The following is a 21,379-nucleotide window of genomic DNA, read 5'->3' as shown; positions in this document are numbered from 1 at the left end:
GATGAATACATAAAAATGCAGAGCGGTTATTTTAAGCTAAGTTCTTCTAGTCTTCGTTGGAAGATGAATGGAATCGTAAAGTTTGGTAGCGGTTACCGAATGGAGAAAGGCTTTCTATAATTGCTCGATAGATTGAAATAAAGGTAGTGACAACAGATGAGAGTAGTTTCAGGAAAATGTAAAGGACACCCACTTAAAGCGGTGCCAGGTAATACAACACGTCCAACGACTGATAAAGTAAAAGAATCCATTTTTAATATGATAGGCCCTTATTTTGATGGGGGTGTCGCTCTTGATTTATTTGGTGGTAGCGGTGGTCTTGGAATCGAAGCTATAAGTAGAGGGATTGATAAAGCAATTTTTGTTGATCGAGACAATAAAGCGATAAAGGTAATCCATCAAAATTTAGAAAGTTGTAGAATACAGGAACAAGCTGAAGTATATCGGAATGATGCAGAACGTGCGATAAAAGCACTTATAAAACGTGAAATATCATTTGATCTTATATTAATTGATCCTCCATATAAAGATCAAAAAATTGTATCTTTAATTAGTGTAATGGATCAACATGGATTACTACATAACGATGGTTTAATTATGGCGGAGCATGGTAATGATGTAGTTTTACCTGAGGCTATAGGAAGACTTGTAAAAGTGCGAGCTGAAAATTATGGCATTACAGCGATATCGATTTATAAGTATGAAGGTGAGGGGACGGAATGACAAGTATAGCTATTTCTTCGGGAAGTTTTGATCCAATTACCCTTGGGCATCTGGATATTATTAAAAGGGGAGCAAAAGTATTTGACGAGGTATACGTAGTAGTTTTAAACAACTCGTCAAAAAAACCGTTCTTTTCAGTGGAAGAGCGTTTAGATTTAATTCGAGAAGCAACAAAGGATATTCCTAATGTCAAAGTAGATTCACATAGTGGACTACTAGTTGAGTATGCAAAAATGCGTAATGCGAACGCGATTTTACGTGGATTACGAGCAGTTTCTGATTTTGAATATGAGATGCAAATTACTTCTATGAATCGAAAGTTAGATGAAAACATTGAAACCTTTTTTATTATGACAAACAATCAATACTCATTTTTAAGCTCGAGCATTGTGAAAGAAGTTGCGAGATATGGAGGAAGTGTAGTAGATCTTGTACCTCCTGTTGTAGAACGTGCTTTAAAAGAAAAGTTTCAAACCCCGTTAAAGTGAACGGGGTTTTTCTTTGTTGCTCCGAAAAAATAATAAGATGACATATACATATAAGCAAAATAATGTAAATATCGGTCCGTAGTGTATAAAAGATGTCCAAATTTCATGCAGAATAGAAGAATGATTCGATAAAAAGACAGGGATATCTTTTTGCATAGGTGAAAAAGAGCTTACTTTTTCATAAAATGGTTTCCAAAATATAAAAGTAAAAATAGGGGCAAGAATACTTTGGATAATTCGTGCGAAAAAATAGGGCTTAAATCTAATGTCTGTTTCAGCTAATATGCTAGCGACTTGTGCCTGAATAGAAAGGCCGCTAAATGCTAAAATAAAGCTTGTTACCATAGCTTGCTGCAGGAGGGGTGTTTCAGTTATTTGACTAATCATTTGGCTTCCAAGTGTCATTTCAAACATGCCAGATAATATGGGGATACTAAATTCAGTAGTTAGTTGGAAGAATGATAAAATATGTTGCATAATAAAAGAAAGGGCTGCTGTAATATGAAATACAGTAATCATTTTATTTAAAACAGAGAATAAAATAATAAATCCACCAATCATAAGTAGCGTTTGAATAGAAGAAACGATAGCGTCCCCAAGTAATTTTCCTATTGGTCTTTTTTCTTGCATACGTGTCTCGTGTAGAATTGAAAAAGGGTTTTGAAAAGGGTGTTTTTTAGTAACATGTTTATCATGCGTGGAACTGTTGTTATTGCCATAAAAACGCATCAGTAACCCGACAGCAAAATTACTTACATAATGTGCAGCAGCTAATACGATTCCTAATTTCGGATTATTGAAAAAACCGATAGAAACAGCGCCAAAAATAAAAAGTGGATTGGATGAGTTTGTAAAAGATACGAGGCGCTCTGCTTCAATTTGTGTTAGCTGATTGCTTTTGCGCAGTCTAGCGCTTAATTTGGCGCCAGCGGGAAAGCCTGAAGCCATTCCCATTGCCCAAACAAATCCGCCTATTCCTGGAACGCGGAAAAGTGGTCGCATAAGTGGTTCTAATATAACGCCTATAAATTTTACAACACCAATACTAATGAGAAGTTCGGCAATGATGAAAAACGGTAAAAGTGAAGGGAATACAACTTCCCACCATATATTTAACCCTCGAATGGAAGCTTGTAAAGCAGCTTGGGGGTGGAGTACAAGAGAAAAGGTTAAAAAAAGTGTTGATATGGTAAGGAAAGCCGTTTTCCATTTTTCATACATGTAAGTAAATCCCCCTTTGTCCCAAAAAACGTTCATTTCAGTATACGTGGATACGTAGTGAATTTAGACCATAAGTATGAAAAAGGAACGAAAAAAATTAAAGGGTGAGAAAAGTGAAAAAACCGAAAATTGGCTTAGCTCTTGGATCTGGGGGCGCAAAAGGTTTTGCTCATATTGGTGTTATAAAGGTTTTAAGGGAAAATGATATACCGATTCATATGATTGCAGGAAGTAGTATGGGGGCTTTAGTAGGTACATTTTATGCGGCTAGTTCAAACGTTGAAAGACTGTATAAACTGGCAAATGTTTTTAAGAGGAAATATTATTTAGATTTTACGGTTCCGAAAATGGGATTTATTTCTGGAAAACGTGTCAAAGATATGATTAAAATGTTTACATATAATAAAAATTTAGAAGAATTAGATATCCCGACGGCTGTTGTGGCTACTGATATCTTAAAGGGGGAAAAAGTAGTTTTTACAAGTGGTCCAGTTGCAGAGGCGGTGAGAGCAAGTATTTCTGTACCTGGAGTGTTTGTGCCAGAGAAAATAGATGGACGATTATTGGTAGATGGCGGAGTAATTGATCGCATCCCAGTATCGGTTGTGAAAGAGTTAGGTGCCGATATTGTCATTGCTGTTGATGTATCCCCGATTAAAGTAAATGGAGAGGTTACGTCTATTTATGATGTAATTATGCAGAGTATTGAAATTATGCAATATGAGCTTGTGATAAATCGGCAAATTGCATCTGATTTAATGATGCGACCAGCTGTAGAACAATTTAGTTCCCGGGCTTTTACAAACATTGAAGACATTATTCGAGTTGGAGAGGTAGAAGCGGAAAAGCATGTTGCAAATATTCATTTATTAATTGAGCAGTGGAAGGAGAAACATAATGTTTAAGCGTTTTCGGTTTATATATGCAATTTTAATAGGGGTTATATTGGCAATGTTACTTGTTTATGTACGTCTGCCGTATTATGTAACGAAACCAGGAATGGCTGCCAAATTAGAGCCTTACGTTCAAGTTGAAGGGGGAACAAAAGAATCAGGTGATTTTATGCTTGTTACGGTTTCAATGGGACCGGCAAATGTAGTGAATTTAATAGCGGCACAGTTTAATAAATATACACATATTTCAAAAGCGGAAGAAATATTGCAAAAGGGTGAAAGTGATGAAGAATATCAATTTCGCCAAAATTATGCGATGAAAGATTCGCAAAATGCAGCGATTTATAATGCTTATAAACGTGCAAATCGTACTGTTTCTTTTGAAAATAAGGGTGTGTTGGTTGCTGGTGTAGCGAAAGGGATGCCTTCAGAAGGAAAGCTTAAACTTGGAGATGTTATCATTGCCGTCGATGGAAAAACATTTGAAAAGACAGAACAATTTATTGAATATATGACAGGGAAAAAAGAAGGAGATACAGTAAATATTGAGTACAAGAGGGATGGGAAACAGTTAAAAGAAAATTTAAATGTAAAGACTATTCCGAATGGAAATGGACGTGTTGGTATAGGTGTTTCTATCGTTACGGAAAGAGAACTAGTGGTAGATCCGAAAGTGAAAATTGACTCTCATGAAATAGGCGGACCATCGGCAGGCCTAATGTTTACATTAGAAATATATAATCAACTGGTGGAAGATGATTTAACAAGAGGGCATGAAATAGCTGGAACAGGGACGATCAATGAAAAGGGAGAAGTTGGCCCGATTGGTGGTATTCAGCAAAAAGTGGTTGCTGCAAGTGATGCTGGTGCTGAAGTGTTCTTTGCACCAAATGAAAAAGGTGCGGAGAAATCGAATTATAAAGATGCACTTGAGGCTGCGAAAGATATTAAAACGAAAATGAAAGTTGTGCCAGTTGATACGTTGGATGATGCATTAATGTATTTGGAAAAAATGGGCAAGAAATAAAAAAATCTCTCTGAAAAGAGAGATTTTTTTATAGGAATTTTGCAGTTGTTTCATCGTAACGAATTGGGTGATGTGTTGCATCTTGTTTTAGTAGTTGTGTTCGTAATGGTTCTTGTATGATGGAGAAATATACAGAATTGGCTTTTCGATCTATGTGTAAAGTAGGGTGGTCAAATGTTTTTGTATGGGTAAGGATTGGAAGCTCTATTTTTTTCTTGTTTTTTGAAAGGTACGTTTGTCCTTTTTGTGACATGCCTAATAGACGAATGTATGGTGCATGTTGCTCTATATTTGCGCAATGTATTTCTTCTTTTGTTGTATTTGTTAAAATATGTGTACAAGCTCTTTGTAATCTAGTCCACGTATAACGTTTCGTTTTTAATGCTTCCATGAATGAATGGAAGGAGGAACTGGTTTGTATTTTTGATAAAATACGATGCTCTAAACCTTCCTCAATTTCATATATATGTCGTAAGTCTTCTGGAGACATTGTCATAAGTTTGTATTTAAAAAATGAAAAGTATTGTTCCCAATTATGTAATGTCCCGTAGTTTTGTTTATAACTTGCTAAAAGAGAAGCAGTCGCTTTTGGGATGAAAGGCTCAATTTCTGTAAAGGAACTATTTTCACTAAAAAGTTGTTTGCGAATACTTGTTGCGCTTGCAATATGTTGGTCGTTAAATGTTTCATCATGATAATGAGATGCGAACCTTTTTATCGTTTGTGCTTGCATAGAACTATTTTGCATTAGAATTGCTTTTATGTATTGGAAGCCTAAAATGTTATTTGGTTGTGACATGTCTATATTTTTTTCAGAAGATAAAATGTGTAGAAAAGCTTCAGATGTAGCTTTTGCGTAACTATTACCTGCGTTCATAAATTGCTTTACAAGACGATTGAAAGTCTCTTCTTCATTTTTCTGCACAGAGATGGTGTTATAAAAATTTTCGATTTGTCCATCTTCACTGCCGAAACAAATTTCAGAAACGTGTAGGGCGTTTAAAATAGAAATAGCGCCATTTGCAAAGGTTTCGGCCTTTTGCGTTGAAAAGGCATAAGGAAGCTCTACAACGAGGTCTACACCGCATGCTAAGGCCATTTTGGTACGATACCATTTGGATACGAGTGCTGGCTCACCACGTTGTAAAAAAGGGCCACTCATAACAGCGATTGTAATATCAGAGTGTGTTAACTTTTTTGTTTGTTGCACATGATAAGCATGACCGTTATGAAAAGGGTTATATTCAACAACAATACCACTGGCTTTTATGGTAATCTCTCCTTTCGATGTAGCATCTTTTTGAAAAACGTGATACTCTATATATTATTTACTATGATGACTTCATTATAGTGTAAAGAAAAAACTTACACTATAAATGCATTATATCACTTATACCGCAGGGTTTAACCATCTTGTTTTTCCTCGTTGCCCACTTTTTGCCCACTTTGCCCACTTTTCAGTACATTTCCTAGCATTTCAGTTACTTCAATTTGACGCTCTTCATAAACATCAGTATAAATATTTAAAGTTGTAGAAACATTTGTATGACCAAGCAATTTTGAAACAACCTTTGCATTTGCGCCAGAATCGATTAAAATAGTTGTAAACGTTCTTCGGATATCGTGGAATCTAATATACGGTACGTCAATTGCTTCGCACAAAGCTTTCATTTGGTAGCGTATCGTATATGGATGCACGATTTTTTTATTTCTTGTACAAATTAATAAGTCGAAAGAATTCTCCTTCTTATGACTTTGATATTCTAACAACTCTTCCATTAATTCTTCCGTCATCGGAATTATACGATTAGATGCTTCGGTTTTTGTCTCACCTAATTCATACTTCCCATCAACAAGCGTTAATGTTCTTTGTACATGAATAGTCTTATTTTTGAAATTAATATCGTCCCACTGTAAAGCTAATACTTCTCCGATCCGCATGCCTGTATGCAAAGCTAAAATAAATGCAATATAGTAACTTCCTTGTATTTTTGCATACTCCATAAACTTCATGGCTTGTTCAACTGTCCAACTAGCTTGCGACTTCTTTTTAACTTTAGGCCGCTTAGCTTTCTTAGCAGGATTAGAGTTAATCATTTCTAGTTCTACGCCTTTATCGAGGATTTGTTTTAACATAACATCAACGGATGAAATGTATTTCGTAGTTAGACCCTCTTTAAGTAGCTTCTGATGAAAATTATGAACAGTTAGAGGTTTTATATCCGATAACCTCTTTTCACCAAATTCAGGCATAACACGTGAGCGTAGAATGCGTTTGTATTGATATAATGTTGATGGTCTACATGATGATTCTTTCTCTTGCATCCAGATTTCTACGAGCTGAGAAAAGCGAATATCACTATTCTCATATTCTCCATTTGCTAAATCATTTGTGACTCTAGCCACTTCTTCTTGAGCAGCTTTCTTTGTTTTAAAACCACCTTTAGTGATTTGTTTCCGTTTACCTGTGATAGGGTCTTTGCCGACATCCATGGTAAAAGACCACTTCTCACCACGTTTACGAAAGTATGCCATGATTTTTCACCTCGTCATAATCGTTTTCTAGATACAAGTTGTGATATGTGGTAGTGGTATAAGAAATAATAGCATAGATGATTAGTTTTTTGTAAAAATATAGCTGAATTTGAATGAAAGTACTCTACATATTAGTACAAAATGGATATAATGGATTATATATATAATTGCGGATAATATAAAATGAAAAAATAAAGTTAATTAGAAAGTAAGAAAAATTTTGTAAAACTCCCATTACTACGCGTTTTAAATTGAAAACTAATTAGCATTATATATAAAAAGGAGAATACAGAATGAAAAAATAATTATGATTGACATGCAAAAGGGGACATAGTTAAATGGAAATCGTGACAGCAAAAATAGCACACAAAGAAATCACCAATGGTGTTACAAAACCATATATTATTACATGTGATAATAGTGAACAGTACGTTGTTAAATTTAAAGAAAATCCAGAGGGAAAAAGAATATTAGCAAATGAATATGTATGTGCGAAGATAGCAGAAATTCTTGAGTTGCCCCTTGCTTCTCCGTCTTTGGTACAAGTTAATGAAGAATTTATTGAAGATTTCGGAGAACAAATTTCGAAACATACAGAAGAAGATGTGACTGTAGGGCTTCATTTCGGAACAAAAAGAATAAAAAAAGCATTCCAAATTTCTTCAGCAGGTATGCTGGAATTAGCGAAGAATATTGAGTGTATACCAGGTATAATTTTATTCGATCAGTTAGTTTGTAATTGCGATAGAGAGTGTAATGGTGGTAATCTATTGTTTGACCAATCTAAAATGGAAATAGTAGTTCTTGATCATACGCACGCATTTGATATAGGACCATTGTGGGATGAACATAATTTGAACTTTAAAATTGGGGAAGCTTTCAAGCCCCTTCAACCAGATGGATATGTATATAGAAAATTAATCCCCCATGTAAAAGGGCATAATCCGTTTAACTCAATTTTAGAAAAAATGGAAAGGCTAGATGATAATTCTTTGTGGAATATTATAAATAACATTCCGGAAGAATGGGGCGTTACAGGAGTGCAAAAAGAAAAACTACTTGAATATATAGGGGATAGGCTGAATAGAATTGAAACAGCTTTACCTGTATTAAAACCAGGATTACCTTATTGGAAAGGAGGGTCATAGATGGAACGTATGTGTAAGTATGCTGTTCTTAGATATGTACCAGATGATATTAGAGAAGAATTTATTAATATCGGTTTAGTTTTTCATTCTCCAGAAGATGCTTATGTGAATTTACAGTTAACGACTAATTTTAGTCGTGTTAGTCAATTTGATGATGAATCGGATGTCAAGTTCTTGAAATTGGTACTAGAAGGAGTAAAAGATGATTTTACACAGTCCATTACTGACGGTCCTTCTCTTCAACAAGCAAAAGATCCTAAATTTTTAGAAAAGGCAACATCGATATATGTCAACCAACTTCAGTTTTCTCCAATCAGAACTATTAGAAGTCGAGATTATTTAAAAGATGAAATAGACCTTTTTAGAACATATGTATATTTCGATCCTCATAAATCAAAACGTATAACGGATACTGAAGTTAAGAGCATTATGAGTCGAGTATTTAGGAATCATGAAAAGAATATATCTGGGAATTTAGAACGTAATGTTGAGGTGGATATCGGGGCTGAAGATATAAAGTTAGATTTTGCTTTTAAAAAGAATTGCAAAGCTCAATTTGTAAAAACATTATCTTTTGATTATGCTTTAAGAAATAGTAAAAAAGCTACACAATTAGCAAAAGAGTGGGCATGGAATTATGAGAAAATGTTAAAGGATAAATACAAAATAAATAGTAATTTAATAACCGAAGATGAATTTGATATTGTGACAGTCATTTACTTCAAATCTGAGAATAAAAATATTAAAGCTGCTTTAGATATTTTAAGTGAAGTTTCTCATATTGTAGAGGCAACGAACGAAGAGAAAATTATAGCTTTTGCTGATGAAATTATAGGGACTATTTCAGCTCCCATTAGTAACTAATAAAAAAAGAGCCACATGGCTCTTTTTTTATTAGTTTTTTGTCAATTTTTACCGTTGTGATTGGAAATGTTTTCTACTACAATCGACTTATAACAATTCTTTTTTCTCGTTTAAGAATTGCGTGTAAAACTTGAGTTGTTTACAGAACTGTTCTCGTTGGGATTCATCCAGGCCTGCGAAAACCGTTTGAATTTCATCGAGAACATTTTTTAAGTTCTTTTCACTGGTTGTGAATTTTCGCCCCATTAGTGTATCGACAGAAATATTAAAGAATGACGCGATACGATCTAACGAATCCAAATCGGGCTCATTGAAGTTTGTTTCCAGATTACTAATCTGGCTACGGCTTAATTGAACTTTATCGCCTAATTCAGCTTGCGTTAAAGAACGAGTATTTCTAAACTTTTTTAAATTTTCTCCAAATGTATTCATGCCTTTATTATAAATAAGGCATTATTTTTAGACTATATATACCAAATAATTTGGTTTAAATATTGCATTCGCTTAATTTTTTGGAATTAATTCTAAAAAATGTAGAACAAATGTTCTTTTAATGGTAAAATATTCTTAGTGAAAAAATGGACTTTTCGAAAAAAATTTCTCAACATGATTTGACTATAAAAGGAATGAAGATTCTAAATCTTGTGATAAACTGATTTTAACGATAAAAATAAGAGCAAAAAAAGACCCATAGCGCAGCAAAAGTAGTGTGCAGCCACTCTTCTGCTGTTCCCCTAATACGGTAGGGAAAACGCTTGCCATGAGTCAGCATAAGTATAACATATTAAACTAAAAAAAACTTAAATGGTATAGTGTTTCTATTGAGAAAATTCAGGGAAGGTGTCTCGCGTTCAAAGGAGGCTTCGTTATGAATAAAGTATCTTGTTTAGGTGGTATTGTTTTAGAGGATGAATTAAATTCAGTAAAGCTTTCAAAAATCACAAATTTATCACAATCAAATTTATGGAAAACACTGAATGGAAAAGTACCTATGACTTTCGCAAAATTAGTTAAGATATTGAGTGGTCTTGACTCTGAAGAACAGAAGATGGCAGTGGTTCAAGAATTTTTAAAGTATACAGATAAAGAAGCAGATATAAGAACTGCAATGTATTATTTATATCAGTCAGGTTATACGGAATTACTTCATGATCTTGTTGAGAAAAATTATAAACAACCTGTAACTAATAATTACAGAGATATATTCCGAGTTTGTTTAGATAGACAAACTCAATCATTGAGATCGGGAGCGTTTCTTAAAGAAATCGAAACATTACGTACAAAAGTGAATTTAAATAAAACAGGTGTGAATATTCTTGTGAATACCTTAAGCGTATATGGTTATTTTGACTTAGGGGCATATAATGTATTAACTATTCTCCAAGGAATTATTCAGGAGAAAATCGATGAAATGCCAAAAGGCTTAGAAAAGACATTAAACGAAGTAGAATTAAATATTATCTGTGCATATGCAAGTTTAATGCAAGACGAAGTAAAAACGGCAAGGGGATTATTAATGCATGTATTAGAAAAACAAGAGATTCCGCGTTTATTGAAAGCTACAGCACTTAGTATTTTTGCTGAGAGTTATATTTTCAGTAATCCCGATAAAGCTTTGTATTTTTTTGAATTATCGCTTTCAGAATTAAGAAAGATTAAGAATAACAAATCATTACTAAAAAGAAAATTAGTGGAAAATACAACTGCCTTTTGTTGTATTATTCATAATATTCCTGTAAAATCAGAATATATACATGACGACGCTGAAATTGCGTTACAGTGCATTCGTCATAACAAGAACAGTGAAGCTTGCGAAATATTAAATCAAATCAGTAATCGAACTGCAATTCAAGATTTTTATTTATCAATTGCAATGAATGATGAAGAATTGAGAAGAAAGGCATATCACCGGTTCTTAAAGGACGGAAACTTATTCTACATAAAAATTTTTGATATCTTAAAGTGAGGGACAGTGAGAATGAAAAAAATAATTGCTAGTGTGGTTATTGCATGTACGCTCGCATTATCAGTGTTATCGATTGGTTCGGTATCAGCTAAAGATAATCAAGCAGCAGGAAAAGTAAAAGAAGTACAACTAATGAAAATGGACCCAGGTACTTTAGGATAATAAATAAAGAAAATGCCATTGCATCAAAAGGTGCAATGGCATTTCGTACGTTTAAGGGGTTATTCATTTTCTACATTTTGATATTTTTGAATAATTAAGGATGATGGGGGAACCGACGATGGAAAATGTACTAGAGAGCACATTATGGGAAATGTTAAAATTAGGTGTATTAACTACAGATGAGAATGAAAGAAAAATGGTAGAGAACATAAAAAATATTGTTAAAAAAGAAAAAAATGATTGTTAGCCCAATTGCTGACAATCATTTTTTGTTATGGCCTACAGCAGCTTTCATCATATCCAGTAACATATCTTGTTTTTCTTTTGGCATTTTTTCTAACATGTCAATTAGCTCGTTAAATTCTTTTCTTAATTCAGTGAATTGAACTGCATTTAATTCTGGATCATCAGATCGACCTAATAAATAATCGACAGATACGTTTAATACATCTGAAATGATAACTAAAGTTTCATTAGATGGCGAACTATAGCCTGTTTCATAATTAGAAATTGTAGTTTTTGTTACTTTAGTTTCTGCATCCATCTTTTCTTTTATCTTTAATGCTAATGCATCTTGTGTTAATCCACGTTTCTTTCTAGAAAGTTTTATCCTTTGCCCTAAAATAGTCATAAATTCACCCCATATATATTATATCCAAAACTATAAACTGTTTTTCTAATTTGAAAGTACAACTAAATTGTACTTTGTTTGTAAAAGTTTTGCATTAGTTTTTTGAAACTTTGTTTAAAAATCCAAAAAACTCAAATATTATTATTGACAGTACAAAAAACTTGGATATATAATAAGTGTAACAAGTTCAAGAAAGTTGGATTTTAGGAGGTGTCATCATGGGAAAGAAACGACATAATTTAATTAAAGCTCGCAAACGTAAAAATTTTACTCAGGAACAACTAGGGGCATTGATAAATAAACAGAAAACGGTAATCAGTAATTGGGAAACTGGCTACGCAACTCCAACATTAGATGATGCAATGCAAATAGCGCAAATATTAGAAGAAGACATATATAATCTTTTTTTAGGTGTTGAAGTTCAAGAAAATCAAACTTTATTTTGAAAAGTTCAATTGTAGGATGAATTAAATAAAAAATGAAAAGGAGCTAAAAACATGTACCAGATAAAACAATTACCATTCTCACTGAAAGCAGAGGATGTACAAGAATTCTTAAATATTTCTCGATCAGCTGCATATGCACTTATGAAGAGAAAGGACTTTCCGACAATCGTAATTGGAAAAAGCAAACGTGTTAAAGCGGAAGACTTTCTTAAATGGGTAGAAGCACAAAAGGTAGGAACAAATGCTAGTTAAAACAGAATTTCAGGTGTTTAACAAAATTACCGTTTGATAAATAAGGAGGTGATCTAGTGGAAGATACAACATCATTAGTAGCATTCGCAATGTTTATCGCATTTAGTATATTGCTACTTTACATTACTTACGAACCAATAAAACGGTGGGCTTGGGGTGACGTAGAACAAAATAAAAAGACCCATGGCAGTGGGTCCTTTAAGAAAAAACACTTGTTATAAGTATATCACGGAAAGTAGGGAAATAGTACATGCGTTTAACTGAATATCAAGTGCTATTACCTAATAAATTCTGGAACTTAGCAGAGAACAAGGACGAATTAAAGGAAATGATTGAACAGTATTTCAAAGTTGGTTATCCGCATTATGAAATTCAACGAATAATCAAAAGCGGACAAGCATATGTAGCAGTTTGTATTAGGAGGTAAATATTTATGGCAAACGTAGTAACTGAAATTGGTGGATTAAATTTCAAAGGTAATGTAGTGGATCATGAATGGTTTAATTACATCACTTTTAGTAATGGTAAGCCTCACATTGTAGCAATTATGGTATTGAGCGAAATCGTCTATTGGTATCGTCCTACAGTTATTCGAGATGAATATACTGGCAAGGTTACTTATAAGAAAAAATTCAAATCAGATAAGTTACAAAAGAGTTATCAGCAATTAGCAGAGACATTTGGATTTTCAAAACTACAAGTTAAACGAGCTTGTGACTTATTAGTGGATATGAATTTAATCATAATCGAATTTAGAACAATCATTGTAAATGAAATTACTTTAAATAATGTAATGTTCGTTGAACCTATAGTAAGTGGAATAAAAAGCATATCAAGTATGTATCAAGAAGTTGAAGAAGACCCTGTTGACTTTGAAGTAAAGAGGGTAGTCACTTCAAAATCAGGTACCTCTTCACATGAAAGTAATGAAGCTCCTGACTTTAAAGTAAAGACAAATACAGAGATTACTACAAAGAATACTACAGAGAATGTAAGTAGTAGTAGCATCTTCTCTTTCTATGAAAATAATTTCGGTATTTTAAATACATTCATCGCTGAAAGTATTTCACAATGGGTAAACGATACAAACGAAGAACTTGTACAAGCAGCTATGGAGCGTGCTTTGAAACAGCAGAAGAAATGGAATTATGCTGAGGGCATTTTAAAACAGTGGGTTAACAATAACGTGAAGACCTTAAAAGATGTGGATGCTTTAGAAACGGAATATCAACGAAATAAAGGAGTGAAAAAACGTGTCGGAATCAATCGGAAGAGTGATGACTCGGATAGTGAATACATCGGCTTGTAGTGAAGAAACAGAAGGGTATACATGTGAACATTGCAATAAATATATCGCGGCAATCACTGTAGAAGTTCCGCAGTTACGTATTAAAAACAAAATACTTCCTACATGTGAATGTGTTGTAGAACGTGAAGAAGCAAAAATACGTGAAGCTCAAAACTTTGCTAAGAAGAGAGAAATAGAAAAGTTGTTCAGCATTAGTAACTTAGGAGAAAGGTTCTCCAAAAGTACATTTGAATCGTTTCTAGATAGAAACGGATCAGAGATAGCTTATAAAGTTGCAGTGAAATACGTGAAGACTTTTAAAGAGTGGAACGGGGAATCGTTACTGCTTTGGGGAGAACCTGGTAATGGTAAAACACACTTAGCAGCCGCGATTGTAAATGAGCTTTCTAAAAAAGGATACATTGTCGTATTTCAAAGCGTTCCAGAATTATTACAACGTATTCGCAGCACATTCAATAGTGAAAACAAAGAAAATGAAACACATATTATGAGAGCACTTTTAGAATGCGACTTACTTATATTAGATGATATTGGAGCAGAAAAAACTACGGAATGGGTCGAAGAAAAATTGTTCAATATCATTGATGGTCGGTATAGAAAAGAACTTCCTACTCTGTATACGAGTAATTTAGAACCAAAAGAACTGAAAAATCAAGTTGGCAAACGTTCATATGACCGAATGGTTGAAACAAGTCTAACTGTAAAAAATGAAGCCGCTAGTTATAGAAGAGAGATAGCGAAGCAACGTTTACAAAGATTTATAGAAGCATAAAAGGAGGAAAAAATATGTGTGCATTATGTCGTAATACAGGAATTATTCGTAAAGAAATTTATTCAGGTGTAACTCTAACGGAAGGTTGTAATTGTGAAGTGGCAAAGCAACAGCAAGAAGAAAACGATAAGCGTTGGCAAGCATGGTTAATAAAATTCGAATCGATGAAACAAAAGTTGCAACGTAAGCAGCAACAAAAAGTAAGTTAACAAGGGAAAAAGGGGGATTTCAGTCATATGAAGTCTACGAAAGTCGAAATCGATGTTACTAATAATAAAATTTATGTGGTCAAAAATGGCGAAGTTACGCCACTGAATCCTCCAGTAACAGGGTTCGGGGAGCAAGTAATCACTTGGCAAGGTGGAAAAGTTGATCGTGTATCAACTACAATCACAGAAAAAATTAAATAACTGGGGATGCGATTATGAAGCAATTAACAATTGATGATGTTATGGGTAGTTTCGACTATAACGCGATAAGTACCAGTGAAAAGTTTTTGAATCCAAGCTATGAAGTGCATTTCTACGATAAAGAGGAACGACAAAAAATGGATTGTTTTGATGCTAAAACTGAAGTTGAAGCTTGGAATGCAGCTATAGAAGAGCACGGGAAAGGTATTCAGAAGATTAGGATAACTAATTCGAAACGTACTAGAGCAGAATTTCTGGAACTAGATTAGGAGGGGAAATTGATGGCTTTTAATCGATGGTTAACTGATGAGGAATATCAGCAAGCTGAATCAAACGGTATTAGTAGAAGAGTTCTTTACATGAGGATGTACAAATATGGCTGGGAATTGCAAGAAGCATTAACGACACCACCAAGAACATATTGGCATATGGGCGAAGGGAAACACAATAAATGGCTAAAATTAGCTGAAGAAAATGGAATTAATTCAAGTACTTTTTATAGCAGGGTAAATAATGGTTGGGACCCTAAAGATGCGGCAAGTATTCCGACGCGTAAACAAATTGACAGGAAAGAACTTGTTAAAATTGCTGAATCCAATGGCATAAGTGTAAGTACTTTCAGATCTAGATTGAGTTATGGTTGGGACCCGATAAAAGCAGCTACAACACCAGCTAAGTCTAAAAATAAAAATATTAGTTAAGAGGAGTAGATGAAAATGAACATTATGGAGAACGGTGTATTGGAAGCAACTAAATTAATAAGTGAAGCAAGAAAAGGTGAACAGGTTATGCAAGAATCTACGGTTTTGCAGATTGCAAGCATATTGTCGATCGGTGAATTAAATGATTATCAGGAAGCAACATTACGTACTTGGAATAACAAAACTGACTTTGGAGGACGTGTTTCAAATGCAGCTTTAGGACTTACAGGGGAAGCTGGTGAAGTTGCTGATATTGTTAAAAAAGCAATTTATCATGGACCTGGTTTCCAACCATCGCATTGTCCAGGAGAAGAGGACGGAAACACTTATAAATTAGCCTTAGAACTTGGAGACATTATGTATTATGTATCGATTATGGCGCACGAACTGGGATATACGTTACAAGATATTGCTGAAATGAATATTGCAAAACTAGCTAAAAGATATCCAGATGGATTTAGTCGGGAAGCAAGTCAAAGCCGTGTTGATGTGAAATGAAAAAAGGCTAGGATTTCACCTAGCCTTCAATCAAAAGGTTGTCGTACAAAAATGGAATGTTGGCAAATATAACATTTGCACTTTTAGTATATAAGGGTTTTTGGGGGAAGGGAATATATTTTATCAATCTTTATAAAAAATCAATATAAAATTTGAATTTTATATAAAAGGGGAGAATAATCATGAACGTTGGCGAATGGGTTTTAGCTGAAAATCAAGTTGGTTTTATCGTTTTTAAAAACCATACTGAAACATCTATAAAAGTTCAATTTGGTTACAGAAACAGTAAAGTTTATTCAAAAGACGACATATCCCCAGTTAAATTTCAATTAGACAATGATGCAATTCATAATCTTCAACTTCTAGCATTAGAAACTAACGATAAAATTTGGTTTGAAAAATTAGGGGAATTAAAAAAACGTTGTATTAAATAGCTGAACCAACTGTTGGATTAGAACTTCTTGTAATCATTGAAAATGAGGTTGTTTTTACAGTGCCAGTAGCACCAATTGATACAAGTCGAATTTGAATTTTGTAGAAAAGGGGAAATAGAGATGGAAGTTACAGCTAAAGCAACGGGATTTAATGAAGAAGGCTCTTTAAAGGGTAAAGTGACAATCGTTACAAAAAACAATACGTTTACAATTCATACAGATTATGAAGATGATGCTTATTATCTAGCCAGTGTACTAGAAGATGTAGCAGAAGAAATTGAAGTTAAAGAAAACTAAACAAAAGCGTTATTTGAAAGGAAGTGCCATAAATGGAAGAGAGAAAGCACCTTTTTGAAGATGGTGAAAAAGTTCGGATTATAGAGACTGGTGAAATTGTTACAGTAGATCATTGGTGGTTTGCGAAACCAACTGTAGATGTAAGGCTCTTCACAGCGCAATACAACATTGTAGAGCATCCTGGTACGTGGTTTGACGAACGTGAATTAGAAAAGATTTCTTAACAAAATAGTTATTTTAATTAAAAAGCAGTTAGCTTTTGCTAGCTGCTTCACTCCTTGGGAGTTCTCGTTATGTAATTTAGATAAAGATACTAGCTATTAAAAATATAGCTCCTATCAAAATTAGAGAATCAAATAAAATCAAGAACTGGTTTTTCTGTGGCTTTCGAAATTCCTTTATTAAGCTAAAAACTGCACTCATTCCGAAACAGATGTATAACAAAATCATTATTGTTTCTGACACACTTAACACTCCTAATATATTGATAACTTAATTATATAACGAAAAACATGTGCATGTAAGTTTTTAACAAAATTCTTAGGTTAATCAAAAAGAGCACCATTTGCCCTAACGGTGCTCTTCGACCAAGAACTATATTTTTTATTTTTTATAGTCCGTATAAGTGTATGAATTTCATAAATAAAGAGTGAATCAAATTTTAACAAAATCCTTATTTTAAAGCTAAAGAGTGCCTTGTAGAGCACTCTTTAGGATGCGTATGTTCGATCTTAGATTGATTTCTTGTTTGGAGAAATAAAATATTCTTAAACAAAGTTTAAATAGACAATCCAGCCCATAATTACAATATAAAACACCGTACCAAAGAAGATTAAAATGTATTTTAATGTCTTGTTCATATTAGACCGTCCTAAAAGAGGATAATTTGGATTTTAATATGATACGTAAAAAAAGGTGCATTTATACGGGGCAGGGTGACTAGCAAAAGTAAAACAAAATCGTTATTTAAATAAAAGAAACCCCGTTTATCAACGGGATTTCTAAGGGTAATTGTCAAGTAATGACGTACTCGACTAAATAACCATATCATGAATTTTTTGGTAACAATACTGGTAAATGTGTCCAAATGAATGAGAGCATCATTTTCAACAAAAACGCTATTTGGTATGTAAGTGTAAGAGCACTTCTGGAAGTGCCCTTCTGTAATGACTATCCACTCTAAAAAGAAAGAATGCAATATATCATATGAAATTATGTTTGTTTTAAGTGTGGGTCTTTTATATAAAAATTTCATTTTGTAGAAAAGGGGAATGGATATGAAGGTATTTAAAATGAATGATATTGATTGGGTTTGTGCTGAAACTGAAGAACAAGCAAAGGAATATTACAAAGAAGAATGTGGTATTGATGATGAAGATTTAAATGAATACTTCGAAGGTGAAGTTAGTTTACGAGAAACGATGCTTATCAATATTGACGATTTACCTGATGAAGAGCAACGAGTAGCTATAATCGAACCAGTAGTCCATAGAGGCGGAGCGACGTGTGTTTTAAGGTCATTCGAATGGGTAATAAAGCAAGACAATATTACAAAACCATGTGTCATTGCTTCAACAGAGTATTAAAAGAGCAGCTAGCAAAGGCTAACTGCTCTACGAAAGAAACGTTAAGAAGGAAGTTCAATCATTAAGTGTTATTTATAGTATGGCCAAGATTTTGGGCTTTATTCAAGGGGGAATAAAGATTGGAAGATATAAAGTGGCATGAAGCAGAAGAGAATAATGATGGCATTAAAACAGTTGCAATGATTGAACTTGATAAGAAATTAAAAGGTGTAACAATGTATGGATACAACAGGATAGTTGGTTATAACGGTATTTTAAAAGGTGAAAAAGTTCTCTATAAAGGAGAAGAATATACCGTGGTAATGGTATCGAGATTAGGGGACTTTGGTTTATCTAAAACAGGAGAATTGCCATACATTTTACGTGCTTGCCCAAAAGACGTTGTAAAAAAATAAAAGAGCGGCTAGCAAAAGCTGACCGCTCCGTTTTGACAAAAGATTCCGGGCTGCCAACACTGTTAAGAAAGCAGCTTATGGTTAGTATGGTACAAAATCACGATTAGTATTCAAAAATAAAGAGCAGCTAGAAAAAGCTAACTGCTCAGGTAATGGAGAAAGATTACCATGTCATCTATAGTATTGACGGAATATTAAAATTTATTCAGAAGGGACCGAAATATTGTGAGTAATTTTAATGGGGAGAAGTTAACAGAACTTCGGCATTTATTCGGAATGACTCAAGGAAAAGCTGCTGAATTGTTAGATGTTGATATTAATAAGTTGATTGAGATAGAGCGATCAAGAATCATCCTAACATTTAATCAAATACAAGTACTTTGCAAGAGGTTTCATGTTAAACCAAAGTATTTTTATAGCGAATCATTTGTAACAAGCAGAGTAGATCCGAAATATATTTCTTTTCGTTATTAATAGGGGGTGGAGGAAAATGAAAGCAAGGTATTTTGAGTATTTTATTAATTATACTTTTTATGATGAAAAAGACAGAAGTGAGTATGAGAGTAGCGCGACAATAACGATCGCTAAGAAAATGAACAGAAATATGATATTTGCAATCGCCAACGATATAGAGGAAAGAAATAACGTTAAGGGCGTCATTATACGTAATTACCAATTACTTCGAGAAAAACGAGGACGGAAAATTTAGAACAAAATAATCCTTTGAATAGAAAGTGAGAAAAATATGTTACCAAATAACAAGATCTATAAACATTTATTCTCGTTACTTATTGCCCTTCATGTGGGATTAGCAATTATAGCAGCGATACAGCAGAAGTGGTGGGGTGTAGCAGACACGTTAGGTGGAGCGACACTTTTGATAGCTATTGTACTTGTAATTGAAAATGGTCAAGTTAAAAAATGGGCAGCAATGCTGTTCACGATAACAGCTATTGAGAATGGATTAGAAGTTGCAAATCAATTTTTATCACAAAAATATTTAGATTCACTTTGGGATATAGCTGCGATAGTACTGTGTGTGTATTGGATGAGGCAATATTACGTTGAAGAATAGAAAGTGAGGTTAGAAGAATGAAAGCTTTGAAGAAAAGGAAAATCAGAAAAGCGATTGCTCGTCGTGCAAAAGATGTTGAGAAGTATCAAGTTAATAAAGCTTGGAGAAATATTTTTGTACAAGCTGGTATTTTAAAGTAAATGTAAACAGAATATAGTCCGGCTAGAAAACTAGAGGACACCAATTCATTAAAACAGCAAGTAAGGCTGTTTTAGGAATAGGTGTTCTTTTTATTTTGAAAAGGGAGATGGGGAAATATGAAGGCACTAAAAGACCAATTACGCGAGTGGAAAAAGCAATCGAATCATACAAAAAAGAAAACTAAGAAAAAACGAAAAGAGAAGTTAAGCACTCGTGATATTGAAGGTTTAATGGGAATTCATGGGCCACGTTATGAACGCAGACGCGGAGCTTTAAGACAAAAGTAATTTAAAAATAAAAAGGAGTGGTCTTACATGACTAAACAATTATCTTTCTTGCCAAAAATCGATAGAGTAGCAACGCAGAAAAAATTAGAAGGTGTTCTGGAAAGCGTACGTTTATATAGACAGTTTGGAATGATGCGTGAAGAAATGAAAGTCACTCCTTCTTATGAAATTAGATATCACGGACCTACAAATGATGTAGGAAAGCCATTAGAAGATGTAGCGATGGCTAATATACAGCAAAGTAAACGAGAAGAGTGGATTAAGCAAACGTCATTTCGTATTGACCAGTTTCTTAGTCGTTTAGGCAATGGGCGTGCTGGAAAGGACCAAAGAAACATTATTATTAAGCGTTATTTAGAAGATGAAGATGTATGCGATTATATGGTGTATAACGAACTTGGCATGAGTGAGCGTACTTATCGACGAGTTAAGGCTAGAGTGTTTTATAAACTTGCTTTTGCTCTTAGATTAGAAGTTTATGAGACTGAAGAAACGGGAGGTAATGAATAATGAATTTTGTTCAGCCGATACGTGATCCAGAGCAAATACAGCAGCTTAAAGAATATTTTAAGGAAAAGAGCTTACGTAATTACATTCTCTTCATTATGGGCATTAATACAGGTCTTAGAATCTCGGATATTTTGAAACTTAAGGTAGGAGATGTTAAGGGGAGTCATATATCCATGAGGGAAAAGAAAACAGGGAAACAGAAACGAATACAAATTACTGCAGCATTGAAAAGAGAGCTCAAATGGTTTATTGAAGAAAGAGAAGATAATGAGTATCTATTGAAAAGTAGACAAGGTAGAAATCGTCCAATCGGTCGTAGCATGGCATATAAGATATTAAGTGGAGCAGCGGCAGAGTTTGGATTAGATGAAATAGGAACACATACGCTAAGAAAGACGTACGGCTATCACATGTACATGCAAACGAAAAACATAGCATTACTCATGGAGATATTCAATCACTCGTCAGAGAAGGTCACGTTACGTTATATAGGGGTAAACCAAGATGCAATGGATAAAGCAATGACTAGGTTTAAAATCTAAGCATTGCTTTTTCTTTTTAAAACTATACAGTTACTCATAAATTTTGTACTGTGTAACTCAAAAGAG

Annotated in this window: 37 protein-coding genes; 32 read left to right on the top strand and 5 right to left on the bottom strand. The window is 33.8% G+C overall.

Going from position 1 to position 21,379, the window contains the following annotated elements:
* Positions 1 to 156: 156 nt before the first annotated feature.
* Both rsmD and coaD read left to right on the top strand, forming a co-directional pair.
* Complete coding sequence (gene rsmD / locus FH036_RS08700) at positions 157 to 723, top strand: 16S rRNA (guanine(966)-N(2))-methyltransferase RsmD (RefSeq protein WP_001266987.1); 567 nt, start codon at positions 157 to 159, stop codon at positions 721 to 723.
* Positions 720 to 1,211 carry a pantetheine-phosphate adenylyltransferase gene (coaD, locus tag FH036_RS08695; protein ID WP_000200598.1) on the top strand — a complete coding sequence of 164 codons (492 nt, stop codon included), beginning with the start codon at positions 720 to 722 and terminating at the stop codon, positions 1,209 to 1,211. The genes rsmD and coaD overlap by 4 nt, the downstream gene beginning before the upstream one ends.
* Here the strand turns inward: coaD and ylbJ are convergent.
* Positions 1,203 to 2,432, bottom strand: coding sequence for a sporulation integral membrane protein YlbJ (gene ylbJ / locus FH036_RS08690; protein WP_000273105.1), 1,230 nt, complete (start codon positions 2,430 to 2,432; stop codon positions 1,203 to 1,205). The two genes, coaD and ylbJ, sit on opposite strands and share 9 nt — an antisense overlap.
* Positions 2,433 to 2,545: 113 nt before the next feature.
* Here ylbJ and FH036_RS08685 point away from each other — a divergent pair, with 113 nt between their 5' ends.
* Both FH036_RS08685 and FH036_RS08680 read left to right on the top strand, forming a co-directional pair.
* Positions 2,546 to 3,337 (top strand): patatin-like phospholipase family protein, encoded by a 792-nt coding sequence (locus FH036_RS08685; protein ID WP_139895613.1) that lies wholly within the window; start codon positions 2,546 to 2,548, stop codon positions 3,335 to 3,337.
* Positions 3,330 to 4,352, top strand: coding sequence for a SepM family pheromone-processing serine protease (locus FH036_RS08680; protein ID WP_000476306.1), 1,023 nt, complete (start codon positions 3,330 to 3,332; stop codon positions 4,350 to 4,352). Before FH036_RS08685 ends, FH036_RS08680 begins: the two co-directional genes overlap by 8 nt.
* Positions 4,353 to 4,380: 28 nt before the next feature.
* Here the strand turns inward: FH036_RS08680 and FH036_RS08675 are convergent, their stop codons facing one another.
* Positions 4,381 to 5,622: a nucleotidyltransferase gene (locus FH036_RS08675; RefSeq protein WP_162837648.1), complete on the bottom strand. Its 1,242-nt coding sequence runs from the start codon at positions 5,620 to 5,622 to the stop codon at positions 4,381 to 4,383.
* Between the two features lie 134 nt (positions 5,623 to 5,756).
* Positions 5,757 to 6,887 (bottom strand): site-specific integrase, encoded by a 1,131-nt coding sequence (locus FH036_RS08670; RefSeq protein ID WP_074544097.1) that lies wholly within the window; start codon positions 6,885 to 6,887, stop codon positions 5,757 to 5,759.
* Between the two features lie 338 nt (positions 6,888 to 7,225).
* Here FH036_RS08670 and FH036_RS08665 point away from each other — a divergent pair, with 338 nt between their 5' ends.
* Positions 7,226 to 8,035, top strand: coding sequence for a HipA family kinase (locus tag FH036_RS08665; RefSeq protein WP_074544098.1), 810 nt, complete (start codon positions 7,226 to 7,228; stop codon positions 8,033 to 8,035).
* Positions 8,036 to 8,899, top strand: coding sequence for a DUF3037 domain-containing protein (locus FH036_RS08660; protein ID WP_042512228.1), 864 nt, complete (start codon positions 8,036 to 8,038; stop codon positions 8,897 to 8,899).
* 87 nt (positions 8,900 to 8,986) lie between these two features.
* Here FH036_RS08660 and FH036_RS08655 read toward each other — a convergent pair whose 3' ends face one another.
* Positions 8,987 to 9,331 carry a helix-turn-helix domain-containing protein gene (locus FH036_RS08655; protein WP_042512229.1) on the bottom strand — a complete coding sequence of 115 codons (345 nt, stop codon included), beginning with the start codon at positions 9,329 to 9,331 and terminating at the stop codon, positions 8,987 to 8,989.
* A gap of 436 nt (positions 9,332 to 9,767) precedes the next feature.
* Here FH036_RS08655 and FH036_RS08650 point away from each other — a divergent pair, with 436 nt between their 5' ends.
* From FH036_RS08650 to FH036_RS27375, 3 genes are all read left to right on the top strand, one after another.
* The gene (locus FH036_RS08650; RefSeq protein ID WP_074544099.1) at positions 9,768 to 10,865 is read left to right on the top strand and encodes an AimR family lysis-lysogeny pheromone receptor; all 1,098 of its coding nucleotides are present in this window, start codon (positions 9,768 to 9,770) and stop codon (positions 10,863 to 10,865) included.
* Positions 10,866 to 10,877: 12 nt separating this feature from the next.
* Complete coding sequence (locus tag FH036_RS27050) at positions 10,878 to 11,027, top strand: hypothetical protein (RefSeq protein ID WP_074544100.1); 150 nt, start codon at positions 10,878 to 10,880, stop codon at positions 11,025 to 11,027.
* A 118-nt stretch (positions 11,028 to 11,145) separates the two neighbouring features.
* Positions 11,146 to 11,274: a hypothetical protein gene (locus tag FH036_RS27375; RefSeq protein ID WP_257469573.1), complete on the top strand. Its 129-nt coding sequence runs from the start codon at positions 11,146 to 11,148 to the stop codon at positions 11,272 to 11,274.
* Between the two features lie 15 nt (positions 11,275 to 11,289).
* Here FH036_RS27375 and FH036_RS08645 read toward each other — a convergent pair whose 3' ends face one another.
* Positions 11,290 to 11,658, bottom strand: coding sequence for a helix-turn-helix domain-containing protein (locus FH036_RS08645; RefSeq protein ID WP_074544101.1), 369 nt, complete (start codon positions 11,656 to 11,658; stop codon positions 11,290 to 11,292).
* A 218-nt stretch (positions 11,659 to 11,876) separates the two neighbouring features.
* Between FH036_RS08645 and FH036_RS08640 the strand changes: the two genes are divergently transcribed.
* The 23 genes from FH036_RS08640 to FH036_RS08545 all read left to right on the top strand — a co-directional run bounded on the left by FH036_RS08640 (position 11,877) and on the right by FH036_RS08545 (position 21,313).
* Positions 11,877 to 12,104, top strand: a complete 228-nt coding sequence (locus FH036_RS08640; protein WP_000516834.1) for a helix-turn-helix transcriptional regulator — start codon at positions 11,877 to 11,879, stop codon at positions 12,102 to 12,104.
* Between the two features lie 51 nt (positions 12,105 to 12,155).
* The gene (locus FH036_RS08635; RefSeq protein ID WP_000284333.1) at positions 12,156 to 12,356 is read left to right on the top strand and encodes a helix-turn-helix domain-containing protein; all 201 of its coding nucleotides are present in this window, start codon (positions 12,156 to 12,158) and stop codon (positions 12,354 to 12,356) included.
* Positions 12,357 to 12,412: 56 nt separating this feature from the next.
* Positions 12,413 to 12,577 carry a hypothetical protein gene (locus FH036_RS27045; RefSeq protein WP_042512231.1) on the top strand — a complete coding sequence of 55 codons (165 nt, stop codon included), beginning with the start codon at positions 12,413 to 12,415 and terminating at the stop codon, positions 12,575 to 12,577.
* Positions 12,578 to 12,606: 29 nt separating this feature from the next.
* Entirely contained in the window at positions 12,607 to 12,783 is a 177-nt protein-coding gene (locus FH036_RS27040) for a hypothetical protein (protein ID WP_042512232.1), read from the top strand.
* 6 nt (positions 12,784 to 12,789) lie between these two features.
* Positions 12,790 to 13,665, top strand: coding sequence for a DnaD domain protein (locus FH036_RS08630; RefSeq protein WP_080494087.1), 876 nt, complete (start codon positions 12,790 to 12,792; stop codon positions 13,663 to 13,665).
* On the top strand, positions 13,634 to 14,437 hold the full coding sequence (locus tag FH036_RS08625; protein WP_074544102.1) for an ATP-binding protein: 804 nt from the start codon (positions 13,634 to 13,636) through the stop codon (positions 14,435 to 14,437). The genes FH036_RS08630 and FH036_RS08625 overlap by 32 nt, the downstream gene beginning before the upstream one ends.
* A 14-nt stretch (positions 14,438 to 14,451) precedes the next feature.
* The gene (locus FH036_RS08620; protein WP_000332466.1) at positions 14,452 to 14,646 is read left to right on the top strand and encodes a hypothetical protein; all 195 of its coding nucleotides are present in this window, start codon (positions 14,452 to 14,454) and stop codon (positions 14,644 to 14,646) included.
* Positions 14,647 to 14,673: 27 nt separating this feature from the next.
* Positions 14,674 to 14,847, top strand: coding sequence for a DUF3954 domain-containing protein (locus FH036_RS08615; RefSeq protein ID WP_000843210.1), 174 nt, complete (start codon positions 14,674 to 14,676; stop codon positions 14,845 to 14,847).
* 14 nt (positions 14,848 to 14,861) lie between these two features.
* Complete coding sequence (locus FH036_RS08610) at positions 14,862 to 15,116, top strand: hypothetical protein (protein ID WP_000811861.1); 255 nt, start codon at positions 14,862 to 14,864, stop codon at positions 15,114 to 15,116.
* Between the two features lie 12 nt (positions 15,117 to 15,128).
* A complete protein-coding gene (locus FH036_RS08605) occupies positions 15,129 to 15,548 on the top strand; it encodes a hypothetical protein (protein WP_074544103.1) in 420 nt (139 codons plus the stop codon).
* Between the two features lie 15 nt (positions 15,549 to 15,563).
* Positions 15,564 to 16,046 carry a nucleoside triphosphate pyrophosphohydrolase family protein gene (locus FH036_RS08600; RefSeq protein ID WP_074544104.1) on the top strand — a complete coding sequence of 161 codons (483 nt, stop codon included), beginning with the start codon at positions 15,564 to 15,566 and terminating at the stop codon, positions 16,044 to 16,046.
* A gap of 182 nt (positions 16,047 to 16,228) precedes the next feature.
* Positions 16,229 to 16,480, top strand: a complete 252-nt coding sequence (locus tag FH036_RS08595; RefSeq protein WP_074544105.1) for a hypothetical protein — start codon at positions 16,229 to 16,231, stop codon at positions 16,478 to 16,480.
* Between the two features lie 120 nt (positions 16,481 to 16,600).
* Positions 16,601 to 16,777 (top strand): hypothetical protein, encoded by a 177-nt coding sequence (locus FH036_RS27035; protein ID WP_170869137.1) that lies wholly within the window; start codon positions 16,601 to 16,603, stop codon positions 16,775 to 16,777.
* A gap of 32 nt (positions 16,778 to 16,809) precedes the next feature.
* Entirely contained in the window at positions 16,810 to 17,001 is a 192-nt protein-coding gene (locus FH036_RS08590) for a hypothetical protein (RefSeq protein ID WP_000392662.1), read from the top strand.
* Positions 17,002 to 18,048: 1,047 nt separating this feature from the next.
* Positions 18,049 to 18,363, top strand: coding sequence for a hypothetical protein (locus FH036_RS08580; RefSeq protein WP_074543767.1), 315 nt, complete (start codon positions 18,049 to 18,051; stop codon positions 18,361 to 18,363).
* Positions 18,364 to 18,482: 119 nt separating this feature from the next.
* On the top strand, positions 18,483 to 18,758 hold the full coding sequence (locus FH036_RS08575; RefSeq protein ID WP_074543766.1) for a hypothetical protein: 276 nt from the start codon (positions 18,483 to 18,485) through the stop codon (positions 18,756 to 18,758).
* A gap of 225 nt (positions 18,759 to 18,983) precedes the next feature.
* Entirely contained in the window at positions 18,984 to 19,232 is a 249-nt protein-coding gene (locus FH036_RS08570; RefSeq protein ID WP_074543765.1) for a helix-turn-helix domain-containing protein, read from the top strand.
* Positions 19,233 to 19,248: 16 nt separating this feature from the next.
* Entirely contained in the window at positions 19,249 to 19,467 is a 219-nt protein-coding gene (locus FH036_RS08565; protein ID WP_139895611.1) for a hypothetical protein, read from the top strand.
* A 36-nt stretch (positions 19,468 to 19,503) separates the two neighbouring features.
* Positions 19,504 to 19,833, top strand: a complete 330-nt coding sequence (locus FH036_RS08560; protein ID WP_088119938.1) for a permease — start codon at positions 19,504 to 19,506, stop codon at positions 19,831 to 19,833.
* 17 nt (positions 19,834 to 19,850) lie between these two features.
* Entirely contained in the window at positions 19,851 to 19,973 is a 123-nt protein-coding gene (locus FH036_RS08555; RefSeq protein ID WP_000645582.1) for a DUF3983 domain-containing protein, read from the top strand.
* Positions 19,974 to 20,090: 117 nt separating this feature from the next.
* Positions 20,091 to 20,261, top strand: a complete 171-nt coding sequence (locus FH036_RS27030) for a hypothetical protein (protein ID WP_000645539.1) — start codon at positions 20,091 to 20,093, stop codon at positions 20,259 to 20,261.
* A 27-nt stretch (positions 20,262 to 20,288) separates the two neighbouring features.
* Positions 20,289 to 20,771, top strand: coding sequence for an ArpU family phage packaging/lysis transcriptional regulator (locus FH036_RS08550; RefSeq protein WP_000166202.1), 483 nt, complete (start codon positions 20,289 to 20,291; stop codon positions 20,769 to 20,771).
* Positions 20,771 to 21,313 (top strand): site-specific integrase, encoded by a 543-nt coding sequence (locus FH036_RS08545; protein ID WP_044795331.1) that lies wholly within the window; start codon positions 20,771 to 20,773, stop codon positions 21,311 to 21,313. Before FH036_RS08550 ends, FH036_RS08545 begins: the two co-directional genes overlap by 1 nt.
* Positions 21,314 to 21,379: the final 66 nt, after the last annotated feature.

It is taken from the genome of Bacillus sp. CD3-5, from assembly GCF_006349665.1.
In the GTDB taxonomy this organism is placed as follows: domain Bacteria; phylum Bacillota; class Bacilli; order Bacillales; family Bacillaceae_G; genus Bacillus_A; species Bacillus_A paranthracis.
Note: the sequence above shows the minus strand (reverse complement) of the source record. Positions and strands in the feature narration are given on the sequence as shown.

Coding starts and splice junctions, on each gene's coding strand:
- FH036_RS27050 (WP_074544100.1), top strand. CDS start 10,878: ATGAAAAAAATAATTGCTAGTGTGGTTATTGCATGTACGCTCGCATTA.
- FH036_RS08610 (WP_000811861.1), top strand. CDS start 14,862: ATGAAGCAATTAACAATTGATGATGTTATGGGTAGTTTCGACTATAAC.
- FH036_RS27030 (WP_000645539.1), top strand. CDS start 20,091: ATGAAGGCACTAAAAGACCAATTACGCGAGTGGAAAAAGCAATCGAAT.
- FH036_RS08645 (WP_074544101.1), bottom strand. CDS start 11,658: ATGACTATTTTAGGGCAAAGGATAAAACTTTCTAGAAAGAAACGTGGA.
- FH036_RS08630 (WP_080494087.1), top strand. CDS start 12,790: ATGGCAAACGTAGTAACTGAAATTGGTGGATTAAATTTCAAAGGTAAT.
- ylbJ (WP_000273105.1), bottom strand. CDS start 2,432: ATGTATGAAAAATGGAAAACGGCTTTCCTTACCATATCAACACTTTTT.
- FH036_RS08555 (WP_000645582.1), top strand. CDS start 19,851: ATGAAAGCTTTGAAGAAAAGGAAAATCAGAAAAGCGATTGCTCGTCGT.
- FH036_RS08650 (WP_074544099.1), top strand. CDS start 9,768: ATGAATAAAGTATCTTGTTTAGGTGGTATTGTTTTAGAGGATGAATTA.
- FH036_RS08670 (WP_074544097.1), bottom strand. CDS start 6,887: ATGGCATACTTTCGTAAACGTGGTGAGAAGTGGTCTTTTACCATGGAT.
- FH036_RS08565 (WP_139895611.1), top strand. CDS start 19,249: ATGAAAGCAAGGTATTTTGAGTATTTTATTAATTATACTTTTTATGAT.
- FH036_RS08660 (WP_042512228.1), top strand. CDS start 8,036: ATGGAACGTATGTGTAAGTATGCTGTTCTTAGATATGTACCAGATGAT.
- rsmD (WP_001266987.1), top strand. CDS start 157: ATGAGAGTAGTTTCAGGAAAATGTAAAGGACACCCACTTAAAGCGGTG.
- FH036_RS08635 (WP_000284333.1), top strand. CDS start 12,156: ATGTACCAGATAAAACAATTACCATTCTCACTGAAAGCAGAGGATGTA.
- FH036_RS08665 (WP_074544098.1), top strand. CDS start 7,226: ATGGAAATCGTGACAGCAAAAATAGCACACAAAGAAATCACCAATGGT.
- FH036_RS08560 (WP_088119938.1), top strand. CDS start 19,504: ATGTTACCAAATAACAAGATCTATAAACATTTATTCTCGTTACTTATT.
- FH036_RS08545 (WP_044795331.1), top strand. CDS start 20,771: ATGAATTTTGTTCAGCCGATACGTGATCCAGAGCAAATACAGCAGCTT.
- FH036_RS08615 (WP_000843210.1), top strand. CDS start 14,674: ATGAAGTCTACGAAAGTCGAAATCGATGTTACTAATAATAAAATTTAT.
- FH036_RS27035 (WP_170869137.1), top strand. CDS start 16,601: ATGGAAGTTACAGCTAAAGCAACGGGATTTAATGAAGAAGGCTCTTTA.
- FH036_RS27375 (WP_257469573.1), top strand. CDS start 11,146: ATGGAAAATGTACTAGAGAGCACATTATGGGAAATGTTAAAATTAGGT.
- FH036_RS08655 (WP_042512229.1), bottom strand. CDS start 9,331: ATGAATACATTTGGAGAAAATTTAAAAAAGTTTAGAAATACTCGTTCT.
- FH036_RS08580 (WP_074543767.1), top strand. CDS start 18,049: ATGGATATGAAGGTATTTAAAATGAATGATATTGATTGGGTTTGTGCT.
- FH036_RS08595 (WP_074544105.1), top strand. CDS start 16,229: ATGAACGTTGGCGAATGGGTTTTAGCTGAAAATCAAGTTGGTTTTATC.
- FH036_RS08680 (WP_000476306.1), top strand. CDS start 3,330: ATGTTTAAGCGTTTTCGGTTTATATATGCAATTTTAATAGGGGTTATA.
- coaD (WP_000200598.1), top strand. CDS start 720: ATGACAAGTATAGCTATTTCTTCGGGAAGTTTTGATCCAATTACCCTT.
- FH036_RS27040 (WP_042512232.1), top strand. CDS start 12,607: ATGCGTTTAACTGAATATCAAGTGCTATTACCTAATAAATTCTGGAAC.
- FH036_RS08605 (WP_074544103.1), top strand. CDS start 15,129: ATGGCTTTTAATCGATGGTTAACTGATGAGGAATATCAGCAAGCTGAA.
- FH036_RS08640 (WP_000516834.1), top strand. CDS start 11,877: ATGGGAAAGAAACGACATAATTTAATTAAAGCTCGCAAACGTAAAAAT.
- FH036_RS08590 (WP_000392662.1), top strand. CDS start 16,810: ATGGAAGAGAGAAAGCACCTTTTTGAAGATGGTGAAAAAGTTCGGATT.
- FH036_RS08625 (WP_074544102.1), top strand. CDS start 13,634: ATGACTCGGATAGTGAATACATCGGCTTGTAGTGAAGAAACAGAAGGG.
- FH036_RS08620 (WP_000332466.1), top strand. CDS start 14,452: ATGTGTGCATTATGTCGTAATACAGGAATTATTCGTAAAGAAATTTAT.
- FH036_RS08550 (WP_000166202.1), top strand. CDS start 20,289: ATGACTAAACAATTATCTTTCTTGCCAAAAATCGATAGAGTAGCAACG.
- FH036_RS08600 (WP_074544104.1), top strand. CDS start 15,564: ATGAACATTATGGAGAACGGTGTATTGGAAGCAACTAAATTAATAAGT.